18 protein-coding genes are annotated in these 16572 nt (G+C 45.7%); 11 read left to right on the top strand and 7 right to left on the bottom strand.

The annotated features are described in order from the left end of the window. Positions 1-121 precede the first annotated feature (121 nt). The 8 genes from SAPGRDRAFT_RS14990 (at position 122) to SAPGRDRAFT_RS14950 (ending at position 9111) form a co-directional block, all read left to right on the top strand. Positions 122-1144, top strand: coding sequence for a DUF6268 family outer membrane beta-barrel protein (locus SAPGRDRAFT_RS14990; RefSeq protein WP_002660091.1), 1023 nt, complete (start codon positions 122-124; stop codon positions 1142-1144). A gap of 244 nt (positions 1145-1388) precedes the next feature. Next, positions 1389-1637, top strand: a complete 249-nt coding sequence (locus SAPGRDRAFT_RS14985) for a NifU family protein (RefSeq protein WP_002660090.1) — start codon at positions 1389-1391, stop codon at positions 1635-1637. A 16-nt stretch (positions 1638-1653) separates the two neighbouring features. After that, the gene (locus SAPGRDRAFT_RS14980; protein WP_002660089.1) at positions 1654-2322 is read left to right on the top strand and encodes a hypothetical protein; all 669 of its coding nucleotides are present in this window, start codon (positions 1654-1656) and stop codon (positions 2320-2322) included. Between the two features lie 198 nt (positions 2323-2520). Next, positions 2521-3474, top strand: a complete 954-nt coding sequence (locus tag SAPGRDRAFT_RS14975; RefSeq protein WP_002660088.1) for a D-2-hydroxyacid dehydrogenase — start codon at positions 2521-2523, stop codon at positions 3472-3474. A gap of 50 nt (positions 3475-3524) precedes the next feature. Continuing rightward, positions 3525-6686, top strand: a complete 3162-nt coding sequence (locus SAPGRDRAFT_RS14970) for a PAS domain-containing sensor histidine kinase (protein WP_002660087.1) — start codon at positions 3525-3527, stop codon at positions 6684-6686. 12 nt (positions 6687-6698) lie between these two features. Further along, positions 6699-7358 (top strand): response regulator transcription factor, encoded by a 660-nt coding sequence (locus SAPGRDRAFT_RS14965; protein WP_002660086.1) that lies wholly within the window; start codon positions 6699-6701, stop codon positions 7356-7358. 509 nt (positions 7359-7867) lie between these two features. After that, positions 7868-8548, top strand: coding sequence for a tetratricopeptide repeat protein (locus SAPGRDRAFT_RS14955; RefSeq protein ID WP_002660085.1), 681 nt, complete (start codon positions 7868-7870; stop codon positions 8546-8548). Positions 8549-8550: 2 nt separating this feature from the next. Continuing rightward, the gene (locus SAPGRDRAFT_RS14950; RefSeq protein WP_002660084.1) at positions 8551-9111 is read left to right on the top strand and encodes a peroxiredoxin family protein; all 561 of its coding nucleotides are present in this window, start codon (positions 8551-8553) and stop codon (positions 9109-9111) included. A gap of 2 nt (positions 9112-9113) precedes the next feature. Here the strand turns inward: SAPGRDRAFT_RS14950 and SAPGRDRAFT_RS14945 are convergent, their stop codons facing one another. Genes SAPGRDRAFT_RS14945 through SAPGRDRAFT_RS14930 form a run of 4 tightly spaced genes read right to left on the bottom strand, consistent with a single transcriptional unit; the run spans position 9114 to position 10787 of the window. Beyond that, positions 9114-9530: a DUF7793 family protein gene (locus SAPGRDRAFT_RS14945; RefSeq protein WP_002660083.1), complete on the bottom strand. Its 417-nt coding sequence runs from the start codon at positions 9528-9530 to the stop codon at positions 9114-9116. A 7-nt stretch (positions 9531-9537) separates the two neighbouring features. After that, positions 9538-9948, bottom strand: coding sequence for a DUF7793 family protein (locus SAPGRDRAFT_RS14940; RefSeq protein WP_002660082.1), 411 nt, complete (start codon positions 9946-9948; stop codon positions 9538-9540). 1 nt (position 9949) lies between these two features. Beyond that, positions 9950-10366 (bottom strand): DUF7793 family protein, encoded by a 417-nt coding sequence (locus SAPGRDRAFT_RS14935; protein ID WP_002660081.1) that lies wholly within the window; start codon positions 10364-10366, stop codon positions 9950-9952. 4 nt (positions 10367-10370) lie between these two features. After that, complete coding sequence (locus SAPGRDRAFT_RS14930) at positions 10371-10787, bottom strand: DUF7793 family protein (RefSeq protein WP_002660080.1); 417 nt, start codon at positions 10785-10787, stop codon at positions 10371-10373. 56 nt (positions 10788-10843) lie between these two features. On the opposite strand from SAPGRDRAFT_RS14930, the gene SAPGRDRAFT_RS14925 reads away from it, so the two are divergent. Continuing rightward, entirely contained in the window at positions 10844-11632 is a 789-nt protein-coding gene (locus SAPGRDRAFT_RS14925) for a hypothetical protein (RefSeq protein WP_002660079.1), read from the top strand. 182 nt (positions 11633-11814) lie between these two features. On the opposite strand, the gene SAPGRDRAFT_RS14915 is transcribed toward SAPGRDRAFT_RS14925, so the two are convergent. The 3 genes from SAPGRDRAFT_RS14915 to SAPGRDRAFT_RS14900 form a co-directional block, all read right to left on the bottom strand. Continuing rightward, positions 11815-12624 (bottom strand): lysophospholipid acyltransferase family protein, encoded by an 810-nt coding sequence (locus SAPGRDRAFT_RS14915; RefSeq protein ID WP_002660077.1) that lies wholly within the window; start codon positions 12622-12624, stop codon positions 11815-11817. A 211-nt stretch (positions 12625-12835) separates the two neighbouring features. Continuing rightward, positions 12836-13537: an alpha/beta fold hydrolase gene (locus tag SAPGRDRAFT_RS14905; protein ID WP_002660076.1), complete on the bottom strand. Its 702-nt coding sequence runs from the start codon at positions 13535-13537 to the stop codon at positions 12836-12838. 90 nt (positions 13538-13627) lie between these two features. Next, on the bottom strand, positions 13628-15322 hold the full coding sequence (locus SAPGRDRAFT_RS14900; RefSeq protein WP_253271340.1) for a PHP domain-containing protein: 1695 nt from the start codon (positions 15320-15322) through the stop codon (positions 13628-13630). Between the two features lie 298 nt (positions 15323-15620). Here SAPGRDRAFT_RS14900 and SAPGRDRAFT_RS14890 point away from each other — a divergent pair, with 298 nt between their 5' ends. Further along, positions 15621-16052 carry a DUF7793 family protein gene (locus SAPGRDRAFT_RS14890; RefSeq protein WP_002660073.1) on the top strand — a complete coding sequence of 144 codons (432 nt, stop codon included), beginning with the start codon at positions 15621-15623 and terminating at the stop codon, positions 16050-16052. 88 nt (positions 16053-16140) lie between these two features. After that, complete coding sequence (locus SAPGRDRAFT_RS14885) at positions 16141-16557, top strand: DUF7793 family protein (protein ID WP_002660072.1); 417 nt, start codon at positions 16141-16143, stop codon at positions 16555-16557. Positions 16558-16572 lie beyond the last annotated feature (15 nt).

Below are 16572 nucleotides of genomic sequence, written 5' to 3'. Positions count from 1 at the left end.
GACGGCCTTGGTCTGCGGCTGCGCCGCACTGCTGCCCATCGCTAGGCCGGCCCGCCCTGGGCCATATTTCTAGCGCTTTATCCGTTAAAGAAGCTTTAGCTCATTTCAATTACTATGATTTATGTCAAAACTAGCCTTATATATTTTGGGCCTAGGGCTCTGTTGTTCTTGGAGTTCTTTGGGGGCGCAGTCCTTTATTCTGCAGCGGTTTTTTCAGCCTAGTTTGCAGCTCAATGCGGACTATCAGCTGCCTTCCTCGGGGCAGTTGACCGAGCCGCATATTGCTCGTTTTTCGGCCCAATTGGTGGTCCCTATTAAGAGTAAATTGGGTTTGGGGGTTCGTTGGAATAAGATCTGGAAAGTTCGGAAGTGGCAGGACCTCATCAAGGTGGGGAAAGTCAATGCCTATCAAATATTCTGGACCTTCAAGCCGCAGTTCACGCAGCTCTACCCTCAGGCGGGCTTGGCCGACAGTCTGCGCTTTATGCAGCCCAATGGGCAGCAAGCCTTGGGGTTACAAATGGGCATTACGGGCATTCATTTGATTCCTAAATGGCGGCTACTCTTCTACTCCATAAATGTGGGGATGCAGCAAGACATCGGTCAATTGGACCGCAGTCGGCCTTATTTTCAGGGGGCTATTGGAGTGGTTAATTTTAAGCGAATATTTTACTATTGGTACTATGGCTTGGCGGTATCGGCTAGTGCGGATCAGGCTTTTCCGGTTTTGGCCCTTCCCTTTATTGGGACCGATTTGCGTTTGGGTAAAAAGACTTGGTGGAATATTACCTTGCCCTTGCAGACGAGATTTCAGTATAAATTTAGTCGGCAGACTAAGCTAGACCTCTTGGCGAGTTTGGGCAGTACGGGTTTGGGTTATCCGCATCCTAGGAATGGGCAGCGCATCTATTTTCAGCAATTGCATTTGCGAACGGGCTTGGCCTTTCATTTAAAAAGTAGCAGTGGCTGGAAGCTTTATTTAGAGGGAGGTTATATGCCTTATCGGCAGCTAGATATATTGGGCCAAGACAATTTAGTTTTGCCCAAGCTGGGGCCATCGCCTTATTTTGCATGCTCCTTATATTATGGTTTACGTCAGAAGAGTTTGTTAGGAGACAAACTACAAGGCCTATTGAACTTTTAAAAACTCTACAGCGGCTTAAAGTTCTTATTAAAAAAGCGTATTTTTGTAGTTCGCCCTATTGCGCTGCCATTTAGCGGGGCGATCCGATTTGGCTGAGGGATGGAAAAGGGGGCGGCGCAGCCGCAGACCGAGCTTTTGAGCGCAGCGAAAAAGCGAAGGGCCGAGCAGACCTGCGAGCCCTGACACAGCCCGACCCGCCTGTAGGGCGGGGCAGCCCCAAAAAAAGATAAAAACAGTAAGAACTATGAGTAATAAGAAAGAACTATTGGCCCGAGTAGATGAGGCCTTAAACAGTATTCGTCCGCATCTCAAAGCGGATGGAGGAGATATTGAGGTAGTTGATTTGACGGAAGACATGTGTTTAAAGGTCAAGTGGTTGGGCAACTGTCAATCTTGTTCTATGAGTGGGATGACGATGAAAGCGGGGATTGAGTCGACGGTAAAGTCGGTCATTCCGGAGATTTTGGCTGTAGAAGCGATTAATGGACAATAAACAAAGATAGAAACGCATGAACATATTGAAGAACTGGGCCCTTTTGGTCCTATTGCTAGTGAGTCTAGCGGCCTGTAAAGAATCGGCTCCTAAAGCGGAGCAGCAAGATGAATCTAAGGTAGAAGAATCGACAGCGGCGGCGCCTCAGGAGGAAGCAAAAGAAGTGGCTCCTGAAGTCAAGCTTAGTTTTCCGACTGGAGAATACGGCAGTTTAGTTTTAGGATTTCAGGGCAATCAATTGACGGGATACTACGACATGCCTTTGGGTTCTGGCAATGGCTGCAGCTTCTTTTTGGAGGGGCGGTTAGTGGAAGCGGGCAAAGAAGTGGCGGTCAAGGCCTATTTTCCGGGCAGTGAAGAGGTAGTAGAAGGTAGCTTGAAGCAAGAAGAGCAGGCTGTAACCTTAAAGCTGGCGGCTAATCCGGGCGGGCAGTGCGACCCTAGTTTGTATGGCGAGGGGGAGAAGTTATTTTTGTCTCAGCCAGCGGGTTATTTGCGTGTGGGTGTATTGAGTCAGGATGCCAAGCTATACGGTGATGCTCAAAAATCGGAAGCTAAGGGGCAGCTAGAGAAGTTCTCGGTTGTTTTGGTTTTAGCTGAGGAGAACGGCTTATTGCAGATTGCGGAGATGAATCAAGCGGCCAAGGGCTGGATTTCTGCGGATGAGTTATTTCCTTTGCGTTAGCTAATAGGAAGAACTAGACAGGCTCTCAATGGGGACAGGCTCCTTATTGAGAGCTTTTTCTTTGAGGGCCAATTGGATAAGCCGACTTCCTTAAAAAAAAGGAGAGCAAGCTTAGCTAGCCTATGAATAATTTATATCTTTAAAGGGGACCGAATGGGCCCTTAGAACTATTTTTTTGCCTTGCAAACTTCAGAAAAAATGATCCGAATTTTAGCCAATGATGGCATACATCCCGACGGCCAACTTTTGTTGGAGGAGGCCAATTACGAGGTAGACACCAACAAGATTCCTCAGGAAGACTTAATGGAAAAGTTACAGGACTATGATGCGATCATTGTTCGATCGGCGACCAAAGTGCGCAAAGAGTTGATAGATGCTTGTCCTCGATTAAAGATGATTGCTCGTGCGGGAGTGGGTTTAGACAACATTGACGTTGCTTATGCTCGGGAGAAGGGCATTAAGGTCATCAATACGCCTAGGGCTTCTTCTTTGGCGGTAGCGGAATTGGTATTGGGGCAAATTTTCAGTTTGTCGCGTTATTTGTATCAGGCCAATCGCTCGATGCCAGAAACGGGCAACAGCGAGTTCAAGCAGCTCAAGAAGCGTTATGCTAAGGGCTTGCAAGTGAGTGGCCGTAAATTGGGCATCATTGGTTTTGGTCGAATTGGGCAAGAATTGGCTCGTTTGGCTATGGGGATAGGCATGGAAGTGCTGGCCACTGATTTGGAAGAGCGCAAGGTTAAGGTTTACATTCAGCCTCCTGCTGTAGAAAATGCCAGTTTGGCGGTAGAGTTACAGACTGTTCCGATGGAGCAATTGTTAGAAGAGAGTGATTTCATCTCTATTCATGTGCCTAGTGGAAAGGACCTCATTACGGCCAAAGAAATGGAGCAGATGAAAAAAGGGGCTTGTATTATCAATACCTCTAGAGGGGGTGTAATTTCTGAGGCTGATTTATTAGCAGCATTGGACAGTGGGCAATTGGCTGGTGCGGCCCTAGATGTATTTGACCATGAGCCCAGCCCTTCTGCGGCTATTTTGCAGCATCCACTTATTTCTGCAACCCCTCATATTGGGGCCTCTACCCTAGAGGCACAGCGTTATATTGGTTTAGAAATCGCTGATGCCTTTATTGACTTTTTTGGCGAATAGTTTTTTGGGGCTGCTCAAGGCAGCCCCTACCTTTTAAGCATTAGACTGCAATGGATCGACTACACTTTATGAATAGCATTGGCCTTATCTATTGTAAACGCAGCTTAGATGAAGCGGCTACAATTATAGATTGGCATGGGCCAGAGAATGATTTGGAACAGGCTATAGGCTGTAGTTTTTGGGAGCTACTCACTGTTCGAGACCGACTCTGGTACAAAGAGCAATTGCGGCAGGCCATAAAGCGGAGCGAAAGCCGCCTAGAGCTTTATTTTCAGGCTACTGTAGCCCAAGAAAAGCAGTTGTGGATGCAAGAACAGCTGTTGATTAGCCAAAAAGAGGGCTACATTCAGAGCATTCTTATTCCCTTAGATAAAAAACCCAAGGGAGCCGAGCTCTTTGAGGGCAGTCGAGAGCTATTGATTCAGCACAACCACTATGAAGTACAAACCATCAACCCTCGATTTGAGGAAGTGATGGGTTGGAGCCAAGAAGAAGTAGTTGGGCAAGATCTTAGAGAGCTCTTAGTCTCTAGGCAACAAGCCGATTTGCTCAACTACCTTTGGCGGCGGTTGCAAAAAGAAGAGTCTGCCGAAGCCTTTGAGTTAGAACTACAAAAGAAAAATGGGGAATGGGGCTACTTCTGTCTAAAAGCCGAGGCCCAATACATCTATTTGCTGGATAAAAGCAAGGAAAAGAACTGTAGTCTGGCTTTAGAGGAAGTACAGCAGCGATACAATACCTTTTCGGTGGCCACCGAAGAGGGCATTGTCATTCATGAAGAAGGGATGGTTTTGGAAATGAACAGCCGAGCCAGAGAAATTTCGGGCATTGATGAGGATGAGATTTCGGGCCTGCCTATTTCGGCCCTAGTCCATGAAGATTCAGTACCTCAGATCTTGACCTTTCTGAGAGAGAACAAACAAAATGCAGACATAGAGCGGCAGGCGATTGTCAAAACTCGGCATAAGAAGTCGGGGCAGCTTATGTATGTTTCTGTTCGGGGGAGTCAGATCAAGCTGGACCAAAAGTCCTATCGCTACGTCATTATTCGAGACATTACCAAAGAGCATTTGTCAGAACAAATGCTCAAGGCCAGCGAGCAGCGGTACAAACGCTTATCTGATGCCACCAAAGAGCTCATTTTGATTCATGAAAATGGAATTATTCGGGAGGTCAATAGAGCTTTTTGTGAATTTACGGGCTTTAGGGAGTCGGAGCTCATTGGGGCCGAAACCTTTGATCTCATGATCACCTTTAACTTTCAGAATAAGCAATTTAGCCGTAGAGAGATCCGTCAATTCTATCAAAGCGATAGGGAAATTATTGGCCGCTCCCTAATGACCAAAAAGGATGGCAGCAAATTTATGGTCGATTTTGAGGAGCGGATTATGTACAACAAAGAGCAAAAGCTCCGCTATGTGATTATCCGAGATATTACACAGGCAGAAGAAGCCAAACAGGCCTTAGAAGAAAGCCGAAACAAATATAAAAACCTAGCCGATGCTAGCTTTGAGGGCGTAATGATTTTAGAAAAAAGCGTCATTCGAGAGGTGAATCGCGCCTTTTGTAGCATGCTCGGCTATGAAGAAAAAGAAGTCATTGGAAAAAACATTCAGTTGCTATTTAATGATAAAGAGCAGCTGCCAATGCTACAACAACAAGCCCAAAAACAAGCTATCTTCCGGAAGGATGTGGTCCTCCAACACAAAAACAAGCAGCTGTTTCCCGCCCAGCTACATCATCGCAAACTAGACGATAGCAACCTTTGCTATTTGCTCATCCGAGACATGAGTGAAAGCTTGGAAAATCAGCGTTTACTACAAGAAAGTACAGAAAAGTATAAACGTTTATCCAATGCCAGCCGAGAGGCAGTTATTATCTATAAAGATGGGCAAATTCAGGAGGTTAATCATGCGGCTTGCAGCCTCTTTGGCTGGAGCGAGCAAGAACTAACCGGCCAAAATATTCGCAAAATTGCCCAGCTAGGTGGCCGAAGTTTGCAAGCCGCCTTAGAACAAAGCGATACAGTTAAATTAGACCGTACGCTGCTCTACCGGAGCGATGGCAGCTCTTTTATGGCCGAGGTTTGGGAAAGTGGCACTCAGGGCGTTTTAAGGCCCGGGCTCCGCTACCTGATTATTCGAGATATTAGCGACCGAATTCGCTATGAACAACGCATTGAAGAACTCTACTACGACCTCTCGGAGAGTAATGAGCAGTTGCGTTGTATTCTAGACCTCTCTCGCTTGGCCGCACATGAGTTTGCCAACCTAGAAGAGCTGATCGAAAAAGCCCTAAAGCTTATTCCACCAAGCTGGCAGTTCCCTGAACTCTGCCAAGCCCAAATCCAATTGGGCAATAAAAAATGGCAGACCGATGGTTTTCCAGAAGAGAGTATCTATCAACTTAGCGCCAGTATTCCACTCAAAAATGGCGAAAAAGGCATTTTGCGCCTCGCCTACAAAGAAAACCAACTCAAAAATCAAGGGGCCGACCCCTTTCTAAAAACAGAACTGCAACTCATTGAGGCCGTAGCCGCCCAAATTGCCTTTCTGATTGAAAAAAAACAGAGCGAGGAAGAAACCGTAGCCGCTATTCTAGCCACCGAAGACCGAGAACGAGCCCGAATTGCCAAAGAGCTACACGATAGCCTCGGACAACTCCTGATGGCTATTTCTCTCAATCTGGAAGGCCTAAAAAAAGACCGTGGAAAACTAGCCGAACGCAATCAGCAAAAGCTAGATAAAGCCCTGCAGTTTCTCCAAGATGCCATTACCGAAGGCCGAAATATTTCTCATAACCTCATGCCCAAAGCCATCAATGATTATGGCTATGTGCTGGCCGTGCAATCTATGCTCGAAGGCTACCAAAAACTAGAACACATAGAATTTATATTCTATGACAATTTACAAAACAAACGGCTTCCCCAAAAGGTAGAGTTGGCCCTCTTCCGAATTACTCAGGAGGCCATTACTAATATCCTAAAACATGCCCAAGCCCAGCAAGTGAGCATTCAACTCATGCATTATCCCGATGTCATTATGCTCATCATTGAAGATGATGGCAAAGGCTTTGATGCCCAAGAAAAGCTAGGCAAACAACAGTTTGGCCTCAATAGTATGCGCAACCGAAGTAATTCGATTTCGGGAACGCTCACCATTGAAAGCCGGCCCCAACAAGGCACTGTTATTATGGTTGAAATCCCCCTATAAAGCTTCACTACTATGCAAAAAATTAAAGTTTTCCTCGTAGACGACCACAAACTCATTCGCGATGGCATAAAGGCCCACCTAGAAGAGGCCCAAGATTTCGAAATCGTTGGCGAAGCAGCCGATGGCCAAGAAGCTATCCTAAAACTGAAGGAAACCACCGCAGATGTGGTCCTGATGGATATCAATATGGATGGCATGGATGGCATCAGCTGCACCCAAATCCTTAGCCAAGAACTCCCCCAGCTCAATGTTTTGGCCCTCAGTATGCTGGCCGAAAACCAACATATTAAAGAGATGATTAAGGCAGGAGCTAAGGGCTATTTGCTCAAAACCGCTACCGAACAAGAAATTAAGCAAGGCATCAGAGCGGTCTATCAAGGCCAAAATTTTTATAGCGCCGAGGTGACTCAAATTGTTATGAATAACCTGGGCACCGCCAACCGAAAAAAACGCTCTCGCTTTGATCCCCTCGCCCCGCTCACCTCTAGAGAAAAAGAGGTTTTGGCCCTAATTATCAAGGAGTATTCTAATCAGGAAATTGCCGATGAGCTCTATATTTCTAAACGCACAGTAGATGCCCACAAACGCAATTTACTCGAAAAAACAGGGGCCAAAAATGTGGCGGGTCTGGTCGTTTTTGCGCTCAATAATCAGATTTTGGATAATGAATAGTGGCTAGGAGCAGTTTTTGCTTTGGGGCCCGCGGCCAGCTAGGCAAAGCCTAGCTGGCCGCCGCTATGCTGCGGGGCTCGCAAGTCTGCTCGGCCCTGCAGGCAGGCTACGCCTGCCTTTGGTCTGCGGCTTCGCCGCACCCGCTCCGCAGCGCTGGGCCGCTCATCTTTTGTTCTTTCTTTTGGCCCTTTTCTTCGGCTGTTTAATTTATGAGGGCTTCTCCCCTTCATATATAAAACATTGCGCAGCAATACCGCTCTTAAAGGGCCGAAGGCCCGCAGCAATAGCTGGCCTAGCAGAAAATTCATAGCAAACCATGGTCAGTCAAAGCAGCGCGATTAAATCTGGCTGAGGGATGGATAAGGGTGGCCGAAGGCCAGACCGAGTTTTGAGCGTAGCGAAAAACGAAGGGCCGAGCAGACCTGCGAGCCCTGACACAGCCCGACCCGAGCCAAAGGCGAGGGGCAGCCCCAAAAAAACAGCAGTATTTACCAAATCACTATACCAAAATGTTATCTTTTTTTTATCGATACGGTCTTTTTTTAGGCCTTTTTTTCGCTAGCTTTGGCAGCCTTTTGGGCCAAAAAAACTTTCCTGCACTTCAGGAGCTGCAGCTACAACCCAAGGCCGAGGCTTTTTTGCAAACGGCCATTGCTCAATTTGATGGGCAGCGGTATCGGCAGGCTATTTTGGCCTTGGAGCAAGCCATGCAAGCCAATGAAGAAGGGCAATTGAGCGATATTTTGTTTTATTATAAGGCCCTTTGTTATTTGGAATTGGAGGAATTTGAGGCCGCCAAAAACCAGCTAGATACGGCCATTAGTTTTGTCGATAACAAGGCGCATTACTACTATTATCGGGCAATGGCCCTCTTGCAATTGGGCCAAAATCAGGCGGCTTATTTGGAGCTGGATAAAAGTTTGAAGTTGCAGGCCAACAACCCCAAAGCTTGGCTAAAAAAAGGACTGCTATTGCAGCAAAAACAGGCTTATCGGCAGGCCCTAATGGCCTATGAACAGGCCCTGAGCTATCAGCCCAATTGGTCCGAAGCGCTCTATTATAAAGGAATACTACTTTTGCAATTGGGCATGGCCCAAAAGGGCTGCAGCTGCCTAGAAGAAGCCAAAAATTTGGGCTTAGACAAAGCCGCCCGCGCCCAATCTCAATATTGCCAAATTAAATCTAACTAATTATGCGCCTGCTCATTTTTGCGCTGCTCTTTACAGGCTTGGCTTGTAGCACAAAAAAACCCCTTGCCGAAAATAACTCGGAGCAAGGAGAAATAGAATATCTTCAGTATTTGGAGAATCAAAAAAAGGCCATTTTGGGCCAAAAAGCAGCCAATTTTCAACTGCAAGATTTGGCGAAAAAAAAGGTCCAACTCAGTGATTATGCGGGTAAAGTCGTTTTGCTGAGCTTCTCCTTCAAAAACTGTAAACCCTGCCAAGTAGAAGTGCCCAGCCTCAACCAACTACAAGAAGATTTTGGGCCAGAAGGGCTAGTCGTTTTAGGCCTTTCTAGAGATGGGCTAGAAGAAACAAAGGCCTTTGGCCAAGCATTTAAGAGCAAATACCCCCTGCTATTTGATGCCAAAGAAGTGGCCAAGAACTATAAGGTCCTGGCCTACCCTTCCAATATTCTCATTGATAAAAAGGGGACGGTTATTGAATACTTTACAGGCAGCAGCAGCTTTGACGCTACCCAGACCTATAGAGAACTCAAGCCCGCTGTTCGGAAGGCTTTGGCCGAGTAGACTTAACGCTCCTCCAAGCTCTCTAGCCATTTTAAGGCCTTTTCTCTGCTTTGAAAAAGCTTAGTGGGATACTCTTGGCGGTTAATCGCCAAGGAAACTGCCCCCAACATCTTAGTCATCAAATTATTGGCCAGCAAGGCGATACCCGAAGTATCAGGGTCATTTAGTTTGCTTTCTGCTGTTTTCCAGAAAGCATTGACCTCCTTAGTAGCATTTGTCATATTATCTATACGAACCAGCAAGCGAATAGACCGCCCACTTTCTCTATGATATTCTGCTTGAACCGCTTCTATTTTTTTCGCTTCTGCTAAAGTTAATGGGCTATTTTTTTCTAAACCAGCAGCAGACCGAACCTCTAAAATGCCCGCAGGTAACAACCAAAAATCTAATTGGCCGAAGCTCTCTATTTTCTTTTCCATTTTAAGCCTATTTGAAACTGAGCAACCATTTAATTGCTTCTTCTCTATTACTAAAAATTCTTACAGGGTAATCACTTTTCACAACCCCCACAAGCATATTCCCCAACATTCGGCTAAAGGCATTGCTCACTAATAAGGCATTTGCTAGTGTAAAATCATTTAATTTGCGCCCCTCTTCTGTCTTTAAAAAGTCCTTAGCAGACTTACTCAATTTAGACATACTCGACATTTCTGCAAGCAGAATAATTTTTTGTTGCTCTTCTTCAAGCAGACGTTGCTGAACTTCTACCCCATATACAATTTCTTCCAAAGAAATCTCTTTGCTTTTATTCTTATCTCCAACTGTTCGTATTTCTAAAATTCCATTATCCAACAGCCAATATTCTAGCTGTCCAAATTCATCTATTTTCTTTGCCATTTTATTTTTCTTCTAGGCTAAGGAGCCAGCTCATCGCTTCTTCCTCCTTTTTAAACAACTTTACAGGATACTTCTGCTGGTAGAGGCCCAACAATATATTCCCAGTCATTCGGCTAAATAAACTACTCGCCAAAAGCGCATAGCCCAAAACACAGGCTGTTGCATTTTTACCCTCAACTGTTTTTAAATATTGTCGAGCCTCTGAACTTAGCTTAGACATACTCCCTAAATCTGTTATCATACGGACTTTTTTAGCCGTCATTTCATAAACCTTCTGCTGAACAGCTAAAGAGTGTTTCAGCTCTTTGAAGGTCAACTCTTGAGTTTTAGCCAGAGTTTGAACTGACTTTACTTTTAAAATCCCATTATCCAACAGCCAAAATTCTAGCTGCCCAAATTCATCTATTTTCTTTTCCATAATCTTAGCTATAGTCTGGATCAATTTTTTTTCTTTGGCTTTCCAACCAATTTAAGGCCTTCTCTCGATTAGAAAAAGCTTTTATGGGGTAAGGCGGCTTGTTCATCCCCAACATAAAGTTGGCCACAATTCTAGAAATGCCCAAACCCACCAATATCGCCGCCGAACGGCCCATAGGCTTGGGGTCATTCGCAAAATAATCTCGGCCATCTTTCGTAAAGCCCTTAATTTTGCGAATATCAAAAAGGGCATAAATAGGCTGTTCTTGCGCCTTAGCCATTGCTCGAATTGTCGTTTTGAATTCGGCAGCTTCTACCGCAGAAATTTTAGTGGGCGCCACGCTAATGCTAAACAAACAACGATCCACTATATAGCTGATCTGCCCGCCTTTTAAGTCTATCTGTTTGTCTTTAGGATTCATGTTCTTTATTTAGAAACAGCAAAACTAACTATTTTGTCGAAAAAAATGACCGCAGTATGCAACTTATCCCCAAACCTCCTCCAGTTTTTTCCAACTACTTGTTGTCCATAGGGCTTTTGGCCTTGCTCTTGGGCCGTAGCTGGCAGGCCGCTTTTGCCGATTTGCCCTGGCGAGCCTTTTTCTGGAATCAAACCATTTGGCAGCCCTTCCTCAAAGAAGAGGACTACCTCCTTTTTTTTCAAGAAGATTATATCAATCTGTTTAGTTGGGGAATGGCTGTTTTTTGGATAGTTTCCGCTCTGCTCCTCCCCTTCTTTAAATCCCGTTTTTTAGCCTATGCAGCCAGCCTGAGCTTGCTTTTTTTAGCCCTACTTTTTGCCCTGAGCAAAAACCTACAAGCCCCCCAATTTTGGGAGTATAGTCTGCAAGTTTGCTGGCCGCTGCTCCTGGTCCTTGCTCCTCGCCAAAAGTGGCTATTATGGGCCACGGGCATCTGCTTTACCGCCCATGCCTGCTATGCCCTGGGGCTCTATCCGCCCCCTGTCGATTGGCTAAATTACTGCATGCATTTCCTGCATCTCTCTGCCGCAGAAGCCAAAAACTTTCTATTTTATATGGGCCTTTTAGATATTTTGGCGGTCGCTCTACTTTTTTGGCCCAAAAGCCGAAATCTTGGCCTAATTTATTGCTTTTCTTGGGGACTAATCACCGCACTTGCTCGCCCTCTAGCCAATAGCTACGCCTTTTTGGACCTAGGCGATTTCACCCTCTATTTTTCCGAGTTTTTGGTCCGTTTCCCTCATTTTTTAGGCCCGCTTTATTTGCTCCTTTTTGCTAAACGCTAGTTTTTCTGTTTTGGGGCTGCCCCGCCCTGCGGGCGGGTCGGGCTCTGTCGCAGCTCGCAGGTCTGCTCGGCCCTTCAGCCCTGCGGGCTTCGGTCTGGCCCTTTGGGCCACTGCTATCCATCCCTCAGCCAAAATGAGTTGAAACCGAAAGAGCGCAGCGGCCCGCAGGCCGCTGCGCTCCATCAAAAAGGCAGTATTCTTCGCCAAAATTCTTTTTTAGGGTCTATTTTTCGATACTCTTGCAGCTCCGCAATTTCTTTTTCTAGGGCCAACTTTACTTGGTCTCGTAGGGCCAAAGGCCCAGCCTCTTCCCCCAGCTCGGCAAAGGGGCGGCTATCTATGGGGCGACCAAATTTAAAGTAAAAACGCTGGGGCTTGGGCAAAAAACTAGGCCCCAACCCTTTTACCAAAGGCGGCAATAAATCTCTGCGCAAGCGAAAACGCTCCATAATTTGGCCCAAAGGCGTTTGCAAAAGCTCCTCTCGGTCCAATACAATATCATAGCATTCTTCTGGCCCAACTGCCGCCAAAGGCACAATAGGACAACCAGCCGCTATGGCCAAACGTGCAAAACCCAAATGGTTGCGCCATAATAACTGATAGGCCTCGCCCTTTTGCTTAAAGGCCTCTCTAGCCCCACCAGGATAAACCAAAATGTACTGCTTCTGCCGCATTAAGGCTAGGGCATTTTCAGACGTTCCCTCTACCTCGCCCAAACGAGCCAAAAAATCTTTGACCAAAGGAAGCTTAAAATGAGCATGATCTACCAAAATGCGCAGAAAAATATCATGCTCCTGATAAAGACGCAAAGCCAATAAAGGCACATCCAAGCCCCCCATCAAGCTGTGGTTCCCCACAAATAATACAGGCCCATCTTTAGGAATATTGTAGGTAGATAAATAGACGGGCTCCGTCAACCAGTTCCAAGGCTGCAATAAACGCTCTATCCAGCGGATCTGAGCCTCATTAGGTGGGGGTAAATCGTAATTCATACGCTTTTTTGGATCTAGAGGGCGGCTTTGCCGCCAAAGGGCCGAGCGACCCGACCAACGGGAGCCGACGCAGCGAAGCAAGTAACAGCGAGCCCAGACAACCAGCCTCGAAGAGGCGCCAGTTCGACGAAGTAAACGACAACAAGGCCTTTGGCCGCAGTTCGACGACCAAAGGGAGTAACCGCCGCTGCCATATATTCAGCGGAGGCCCCTACTTCATAGAAGAAAAAGGCAGGGCTTTTTGGCCCATTAAGGTCGCTAACTCTTGGTTGATAATCTGCGCCAACTCATCGGCTCGGTCCATAATCATATAATGGTTGCCGCCCTTAATAAAGTGACTAGCCTTAACCATATAGGCCGGAAAAATCTCGTCGCGGCTGCCATGAATATGTACATAATTGTTCGGAATCAAGTTATTTTGCCAATTGGCAGCCGCATATTGAGCCCAGGCAATATGCTGAGGATCAGCCGAATCAATCATGGCTTTAATGTGCTCTCTGCCACTAGAATTAGTTACGCCCATCATCCAAGTAACAGGTTTTACGGTAGAACGGAGCAGCCAAGCCGGCAAACGGACCTTATCGAGCGGAAGCCGACGGGCCAGCTTAATTTGCCAAGGCATTTCCGCAGGATGTTTTACGGTAGAAATGAGAAACACCTTGGTAAAAGGGCGCAATTTAGAGAGCTCCACAGAAATCATCCCGCCTAATGACATCCCAATAATCACCGCCTCCTCTTCTTTCTGAGCCTCAATGGTTTTGTAGAGCCGCTGGGCGTATTCTTCCATAGACTCCTTGAGGTGCCGAGGCGGCAAATGCTCCAAATACTCAATATTTTGACTGAGTAATTTTGGGGCCAGATTTTCAAACATTCGGTAATCATTGGCTAGGCCTGGAACGCAATATATTTTCATAAGTTAGCTAGTTTAGTGGGGCCTAGGGAATCGAAGGGCTGTTAACTTAATGTAAACTCAAAGATGCAATTTAGTTGTTAAATATCAAAATTAACCTTTTTGTTTGCACCAAGCCGCAAATTCGCTCGGACTAAAGCAGTTGATACAGGCCGATTTGGGCAGCAGCCCTTTTCGGGCCATTTGCAAACCATAACGTATATGATCTAGCCCACTGAGTTGATGTGCATCGGTATTGATGGCCAATTTTACGCCTTTTTCTAGGGCATAAGGAATCCATCGATGGTCCAAATCTAAGCGCAAGGGATTAGCATTGATTTCTATAGCTACATTGTATTTCGCACAGGCTTCTATTAGCAAAGCATGATCTACAGGATAACCTGGACGAGAAAGTAGCAAGCGGCCCGTAGGATGACCCAACATATGGGTGTAAGGGTTGGCAATGGCCTTGAGCAAACGCTCCATCGCCTTTTCTTTGCTCATTTTTAAATGACTATGCACCGAGGCAATGATAAAATCAAAGCCCGCCAATATATCGGCCTCATAATCTAAACTACCATCATATTTAATATCCGATTCGATGCCTTTATAGATATGAAAATCCGAAAAATTGGCATTTAGTTCATCAATTTCCTTCCATTGGGCCTTTACTCTTTCGGGCTTGAGACCATTGGCATAAAATGCCGATGGAGAGTGGTCCGTAATGCCCATATAAGCATAACCTAGGCTGCGAATATGCTCGGCCATTTCGCTCAGGCTATTGGCCCCATCGCTATAGGTAGAGTGCAGGTGCAACATCCCCTGAATGTCTGTTTGTTCAATAGCCGGCAGAATTTTGCCCGCCTTGGCCCGCCAATAAATTTTAGATACATCTCTTTGGCTAGGCCAGATAAAAGGCAGCTCCAGTTTTTCAAAAATAGCAGATTCAGAAAGGCCTACACAAACCTCCAGATCTTCTTGCTCACTAAGGGTCCTAAAGAAATCAACCCCTCCTGTAGATTGCAAAAGGCCCAAACCAAAACGCTCTTTAGCACAAGAATGAAAACGCAGCAATATATTGCTCTCCTTAGAATGTGCCTGCCAATAAGAAGACAAATTGGGCGCTTTTGGGGCCAAATTATCAAAAAGTTGAGCGGCCGCTAGCTGCACCCCATCAAAGTCAGCAATAAGAAAATCTAATGCATCAAGCACAGGCATTTCACGGCGAAAAGGCCCCGTAAACGCTACATTTTCGGCCCCAAAAACCTCTTGGAGATCCAGCAGTATATCTTCGGCCTCATCCGCTACTTCTGCCCAGCGGTGTTGGTCCAAATTCCGAAAATAATACTGTAGTTGCGCAGCAATATTCTGCTGCGATTTCTCGCCAAATCCCTTCAAACTAAGCAGGCGATTTTCTTGGCAGGCATAGAGCAATTCACCTGGCGTTTCTACTTCCAACTCTTGCCAAAGTTGCAATAACTTCTTCGTTCCCAAGCCCTTAATATTCATCAGCTCAATAATACCCTTGGGCGTTTTGGCCTTATACTCCTGCAGCAGACGCAACTCGCCTTTCTCCTCCAATTCTACAATTTTATCCGCAATCGCATCGCCAATCCCCCTAATCTTTTTCAAATCGGCTTTTTCCATCCCGGCCAAGGACTCATCTACCCTTCTGAGGTTCTGATAGGCCGTTTTATAGGACTTTATTTTATAGGGGTTTTCCTGATGCAATTCCATCAAGGCCCCTAATAATTTAAACTGATCAGCTATGGCTTTATTGGTCATTTTATCTGCTTTTATTGAGGACAAAATACATTTTTTTTGTTCAAATGCCCATTTTGTTTATTTTTTGGGGCTGCCCCGCCCTGCGGGCGGGTCGGGCTGTTTCGCAGCTCGCAGGTCTGCTCGGCCCTGCAGCGCTAAAGCGCTTTGGTCTGGCCCTACGGGCCACTGCTGTCCATCCCTCAGCCGAGGCGCTGCGCGCCTTTGCAGGCGGCTTCGCCGCCTGCAGGACCGATTTAGACCAGAACCAATTAAAAATCATGGGATTGCTGTAGCAACATTAAAAAAAAGCGCTAAAAACCTTAAATTTACCCAAAGCACAATTATGAACACAGAAAAAATTGATGAATCTGGCCAATTTGAGTTCTGGCTAGAAGAACGCAACATACTAATTATTCGCTTAGTAGATAAAGAAGGAGGAAAGGAAATTGGGGCCGAAGATGCCCGCCACTCCCTATTGGTCCAAAAACGTTTATATAAAAAGCTAGGCCAAAAGCTCTTAATCCTAGGCAACCTTGGCGAGCTCTCTAAAATTAACAAAGCAGCTAAAGAATTTGCCAAAAGTAATGAGGGCCAAGCCATCAATAAATATACCCTAGCCTATGCCCTAATTGCCCCCAACCGATTAAATCGAATGGTAGGAAATATGTTGAGCAAAATATTTAGACGCAGCTACCCCATCAAAATGTTTACCTCTGAAGAAAAAGCCATTAACTGGCTGCTAGAACAAAGAACTAACCAAGAAATGGCTAACTAAACAACATATATAATCATCTAAGAAGCCCACTTCTAGTCAATAATTCCCTAAAAGAGGCATCCCCTCCTATCCTCAAAATAGTTCTAAAATGACCTCTATCAAAATTGATGAATTTGGCTCATTTTCCTTTTGGTTAATTGAAGATAAAATTCTAGCTATACGCCTCCTTGAAAATGGAGAGAAGGCATTACTTGATGTACCTACAGCCCGCTATGCCTTAGCGGTACAAAGAGATTTATGTGAAAAAAAGAAAGAAAAAATTCTGGTCTTGGCTAACTTAAGTAACATGTCTAGAATTTCTGCCGAGGCCAGAGCCTGGGCCAAAAGCCCCGAGGGCTTAGAAGTCAATACCTATATATCTGCCTACGCCTTGGTAGCCCCTAATTTATTTGGCCGAATGCTTGCCAGCATTATTATGCGAATATACCGACCTAGTTATGCAGCCAAGCTATTCCCAAATGAAAAAATGGCTATAGATTGGCTCTTAACATATAAAAACAACTAAGTAGCTAGCACAAAA

The sequence above is a fragment of the Saprospira grandis DSM 2844 genome, assembly GCF_000275825.1.
GTDB lineage: Bacteria > Bacteroidota > Bacteroidia > Chitinophagales > Saprospiraceae > Saprospira > Saprospira grandis_A.
Note: the sequence above shows the minus strand (reverse complement) of the source record. Positions and strands in the feature narration are given on the sequence as shown.

Coding starts and splice junctions, on each gene's coding strand:
- SAPGRDRAFT_RS14990 (WP_002660091.1), top strand. CDS start 122: ATGTCAAAACTAGCCTTATATATTTTGGGCCTAGGGCTCTGTTGTTCT.
- SAPGRDRAFT_RS14985 (WP_002660090.1), top strand. CDS start 1,389: ATGAGTAATAAGAAAGAACTATTGGCCCGAGTAGATGAGGCCTTAAAC.
- SAPGRDRAFT_RS14980 (WP_002660089.1), top strand. CDS start 1,654: ATGAACATATTGAAGAACTGGGCCCTTTTGGTCCTATTGCTAGTGAGT.
- SAPGRDRAFT_RS14975 (WP_002660088.1), top strand. CDS start 2,521: ATGATCCGAATTTTAGCCAATGATGGCATACATCCCGACGGCCAACTT.
- SAPGRDRAFT_RS14970 (WP_002660087.1), top strand. CDS start 3,525: ATGGATCGACTACACTTTATGAATAGCATTGGCCTTATCTATTGTAAA.
- SAPGRDRAFT_RS14965 (WP_002660086.1), top strand. CDS start 6,699: ATGCAAAAAATTAAAGTTTTCCTCGTAGACGACCACAAACTCATTCGC.
- SAPGRDRAFT_RS14955 (WP_002660085.1), top strand. CDS start 7,868: ATGTTATCTTTTTTTTATCGATACGGTCTTTTTTTAGGCCTTTTTTTC.
- SAPGRDRAFT_RS14950 (WP_002660084.1), top strand. CDS start 8,551: ATGCGCCTGCTCATTTTTGCGCTGCTCTTTACAGGCTTGGCTTGTAGC.
- SAPGRDRAFT_RS14945 (WP_002660083.1), bottom strand. CDS start 9,530: ATGGAAAAGAAAATAGAGAGCTTCGGCCAATTAGATTTTTGGTTGTTA.
- SAPGRDRAFT_RS14940 (WP_002660082.1), bottom strand. CDS start 9,948: ATGGCAAAGAAAATAGATGAATTTGGACAGCTAGAATATTGGCTGTTG.
- SAPGRDRAFT_RS14935 (WP_002660081.1), bottom strand. CDS start 10,366: ATGGAAAAGAAAATAGATGAATTTGGGCAGCTAGAATTTTGGCTGTTG.
- SAPGRDRAFT_RS14930 (WP_002660080.1), bottom strand. CDS start 10,787: ATGAATCCTAAAGACAAACAGATAGACTTAAAAGGCGGGCAGATCAGC.
- SAPGRDRAFT_RS14925 (WP_002660079.1), top strand. CDS start 10,844: ATGCAACTTATCCCCAAACCTCCTCCAGTTTTTTCCAACTACTTGTTG.
- SAPGRDRAFT_RS14915 (WP_002660077.1), bottom strand. CDS start 12,624: ATGAATTACGATTTACCCCCACCTAATGAGGCTCAGATCCGCTGGATA.
- SAPGRDRAFT_RS14905 (WP_002660076.1), bottom strand. CDS start 13,537: ATGAAAATATATTGCGTTCCAGGCCTAGCCAATGATTACCGAATGTTT.
- SAPGRDRAFT_RS14890 (WP_002660073.1), top strand. CDS start 15,621: ATGAACACAGAAAAAATTGATGAATCTGGCCAATTTGAGTTCTGGCTA.
- SAPGRDRAFT_RS14885 (WP_002660072.1), top strand. CDS start 16,141: ATGACCTCTATCAAAATTGATGAATTTGGCTCATTTTCCTTTTGGTTA.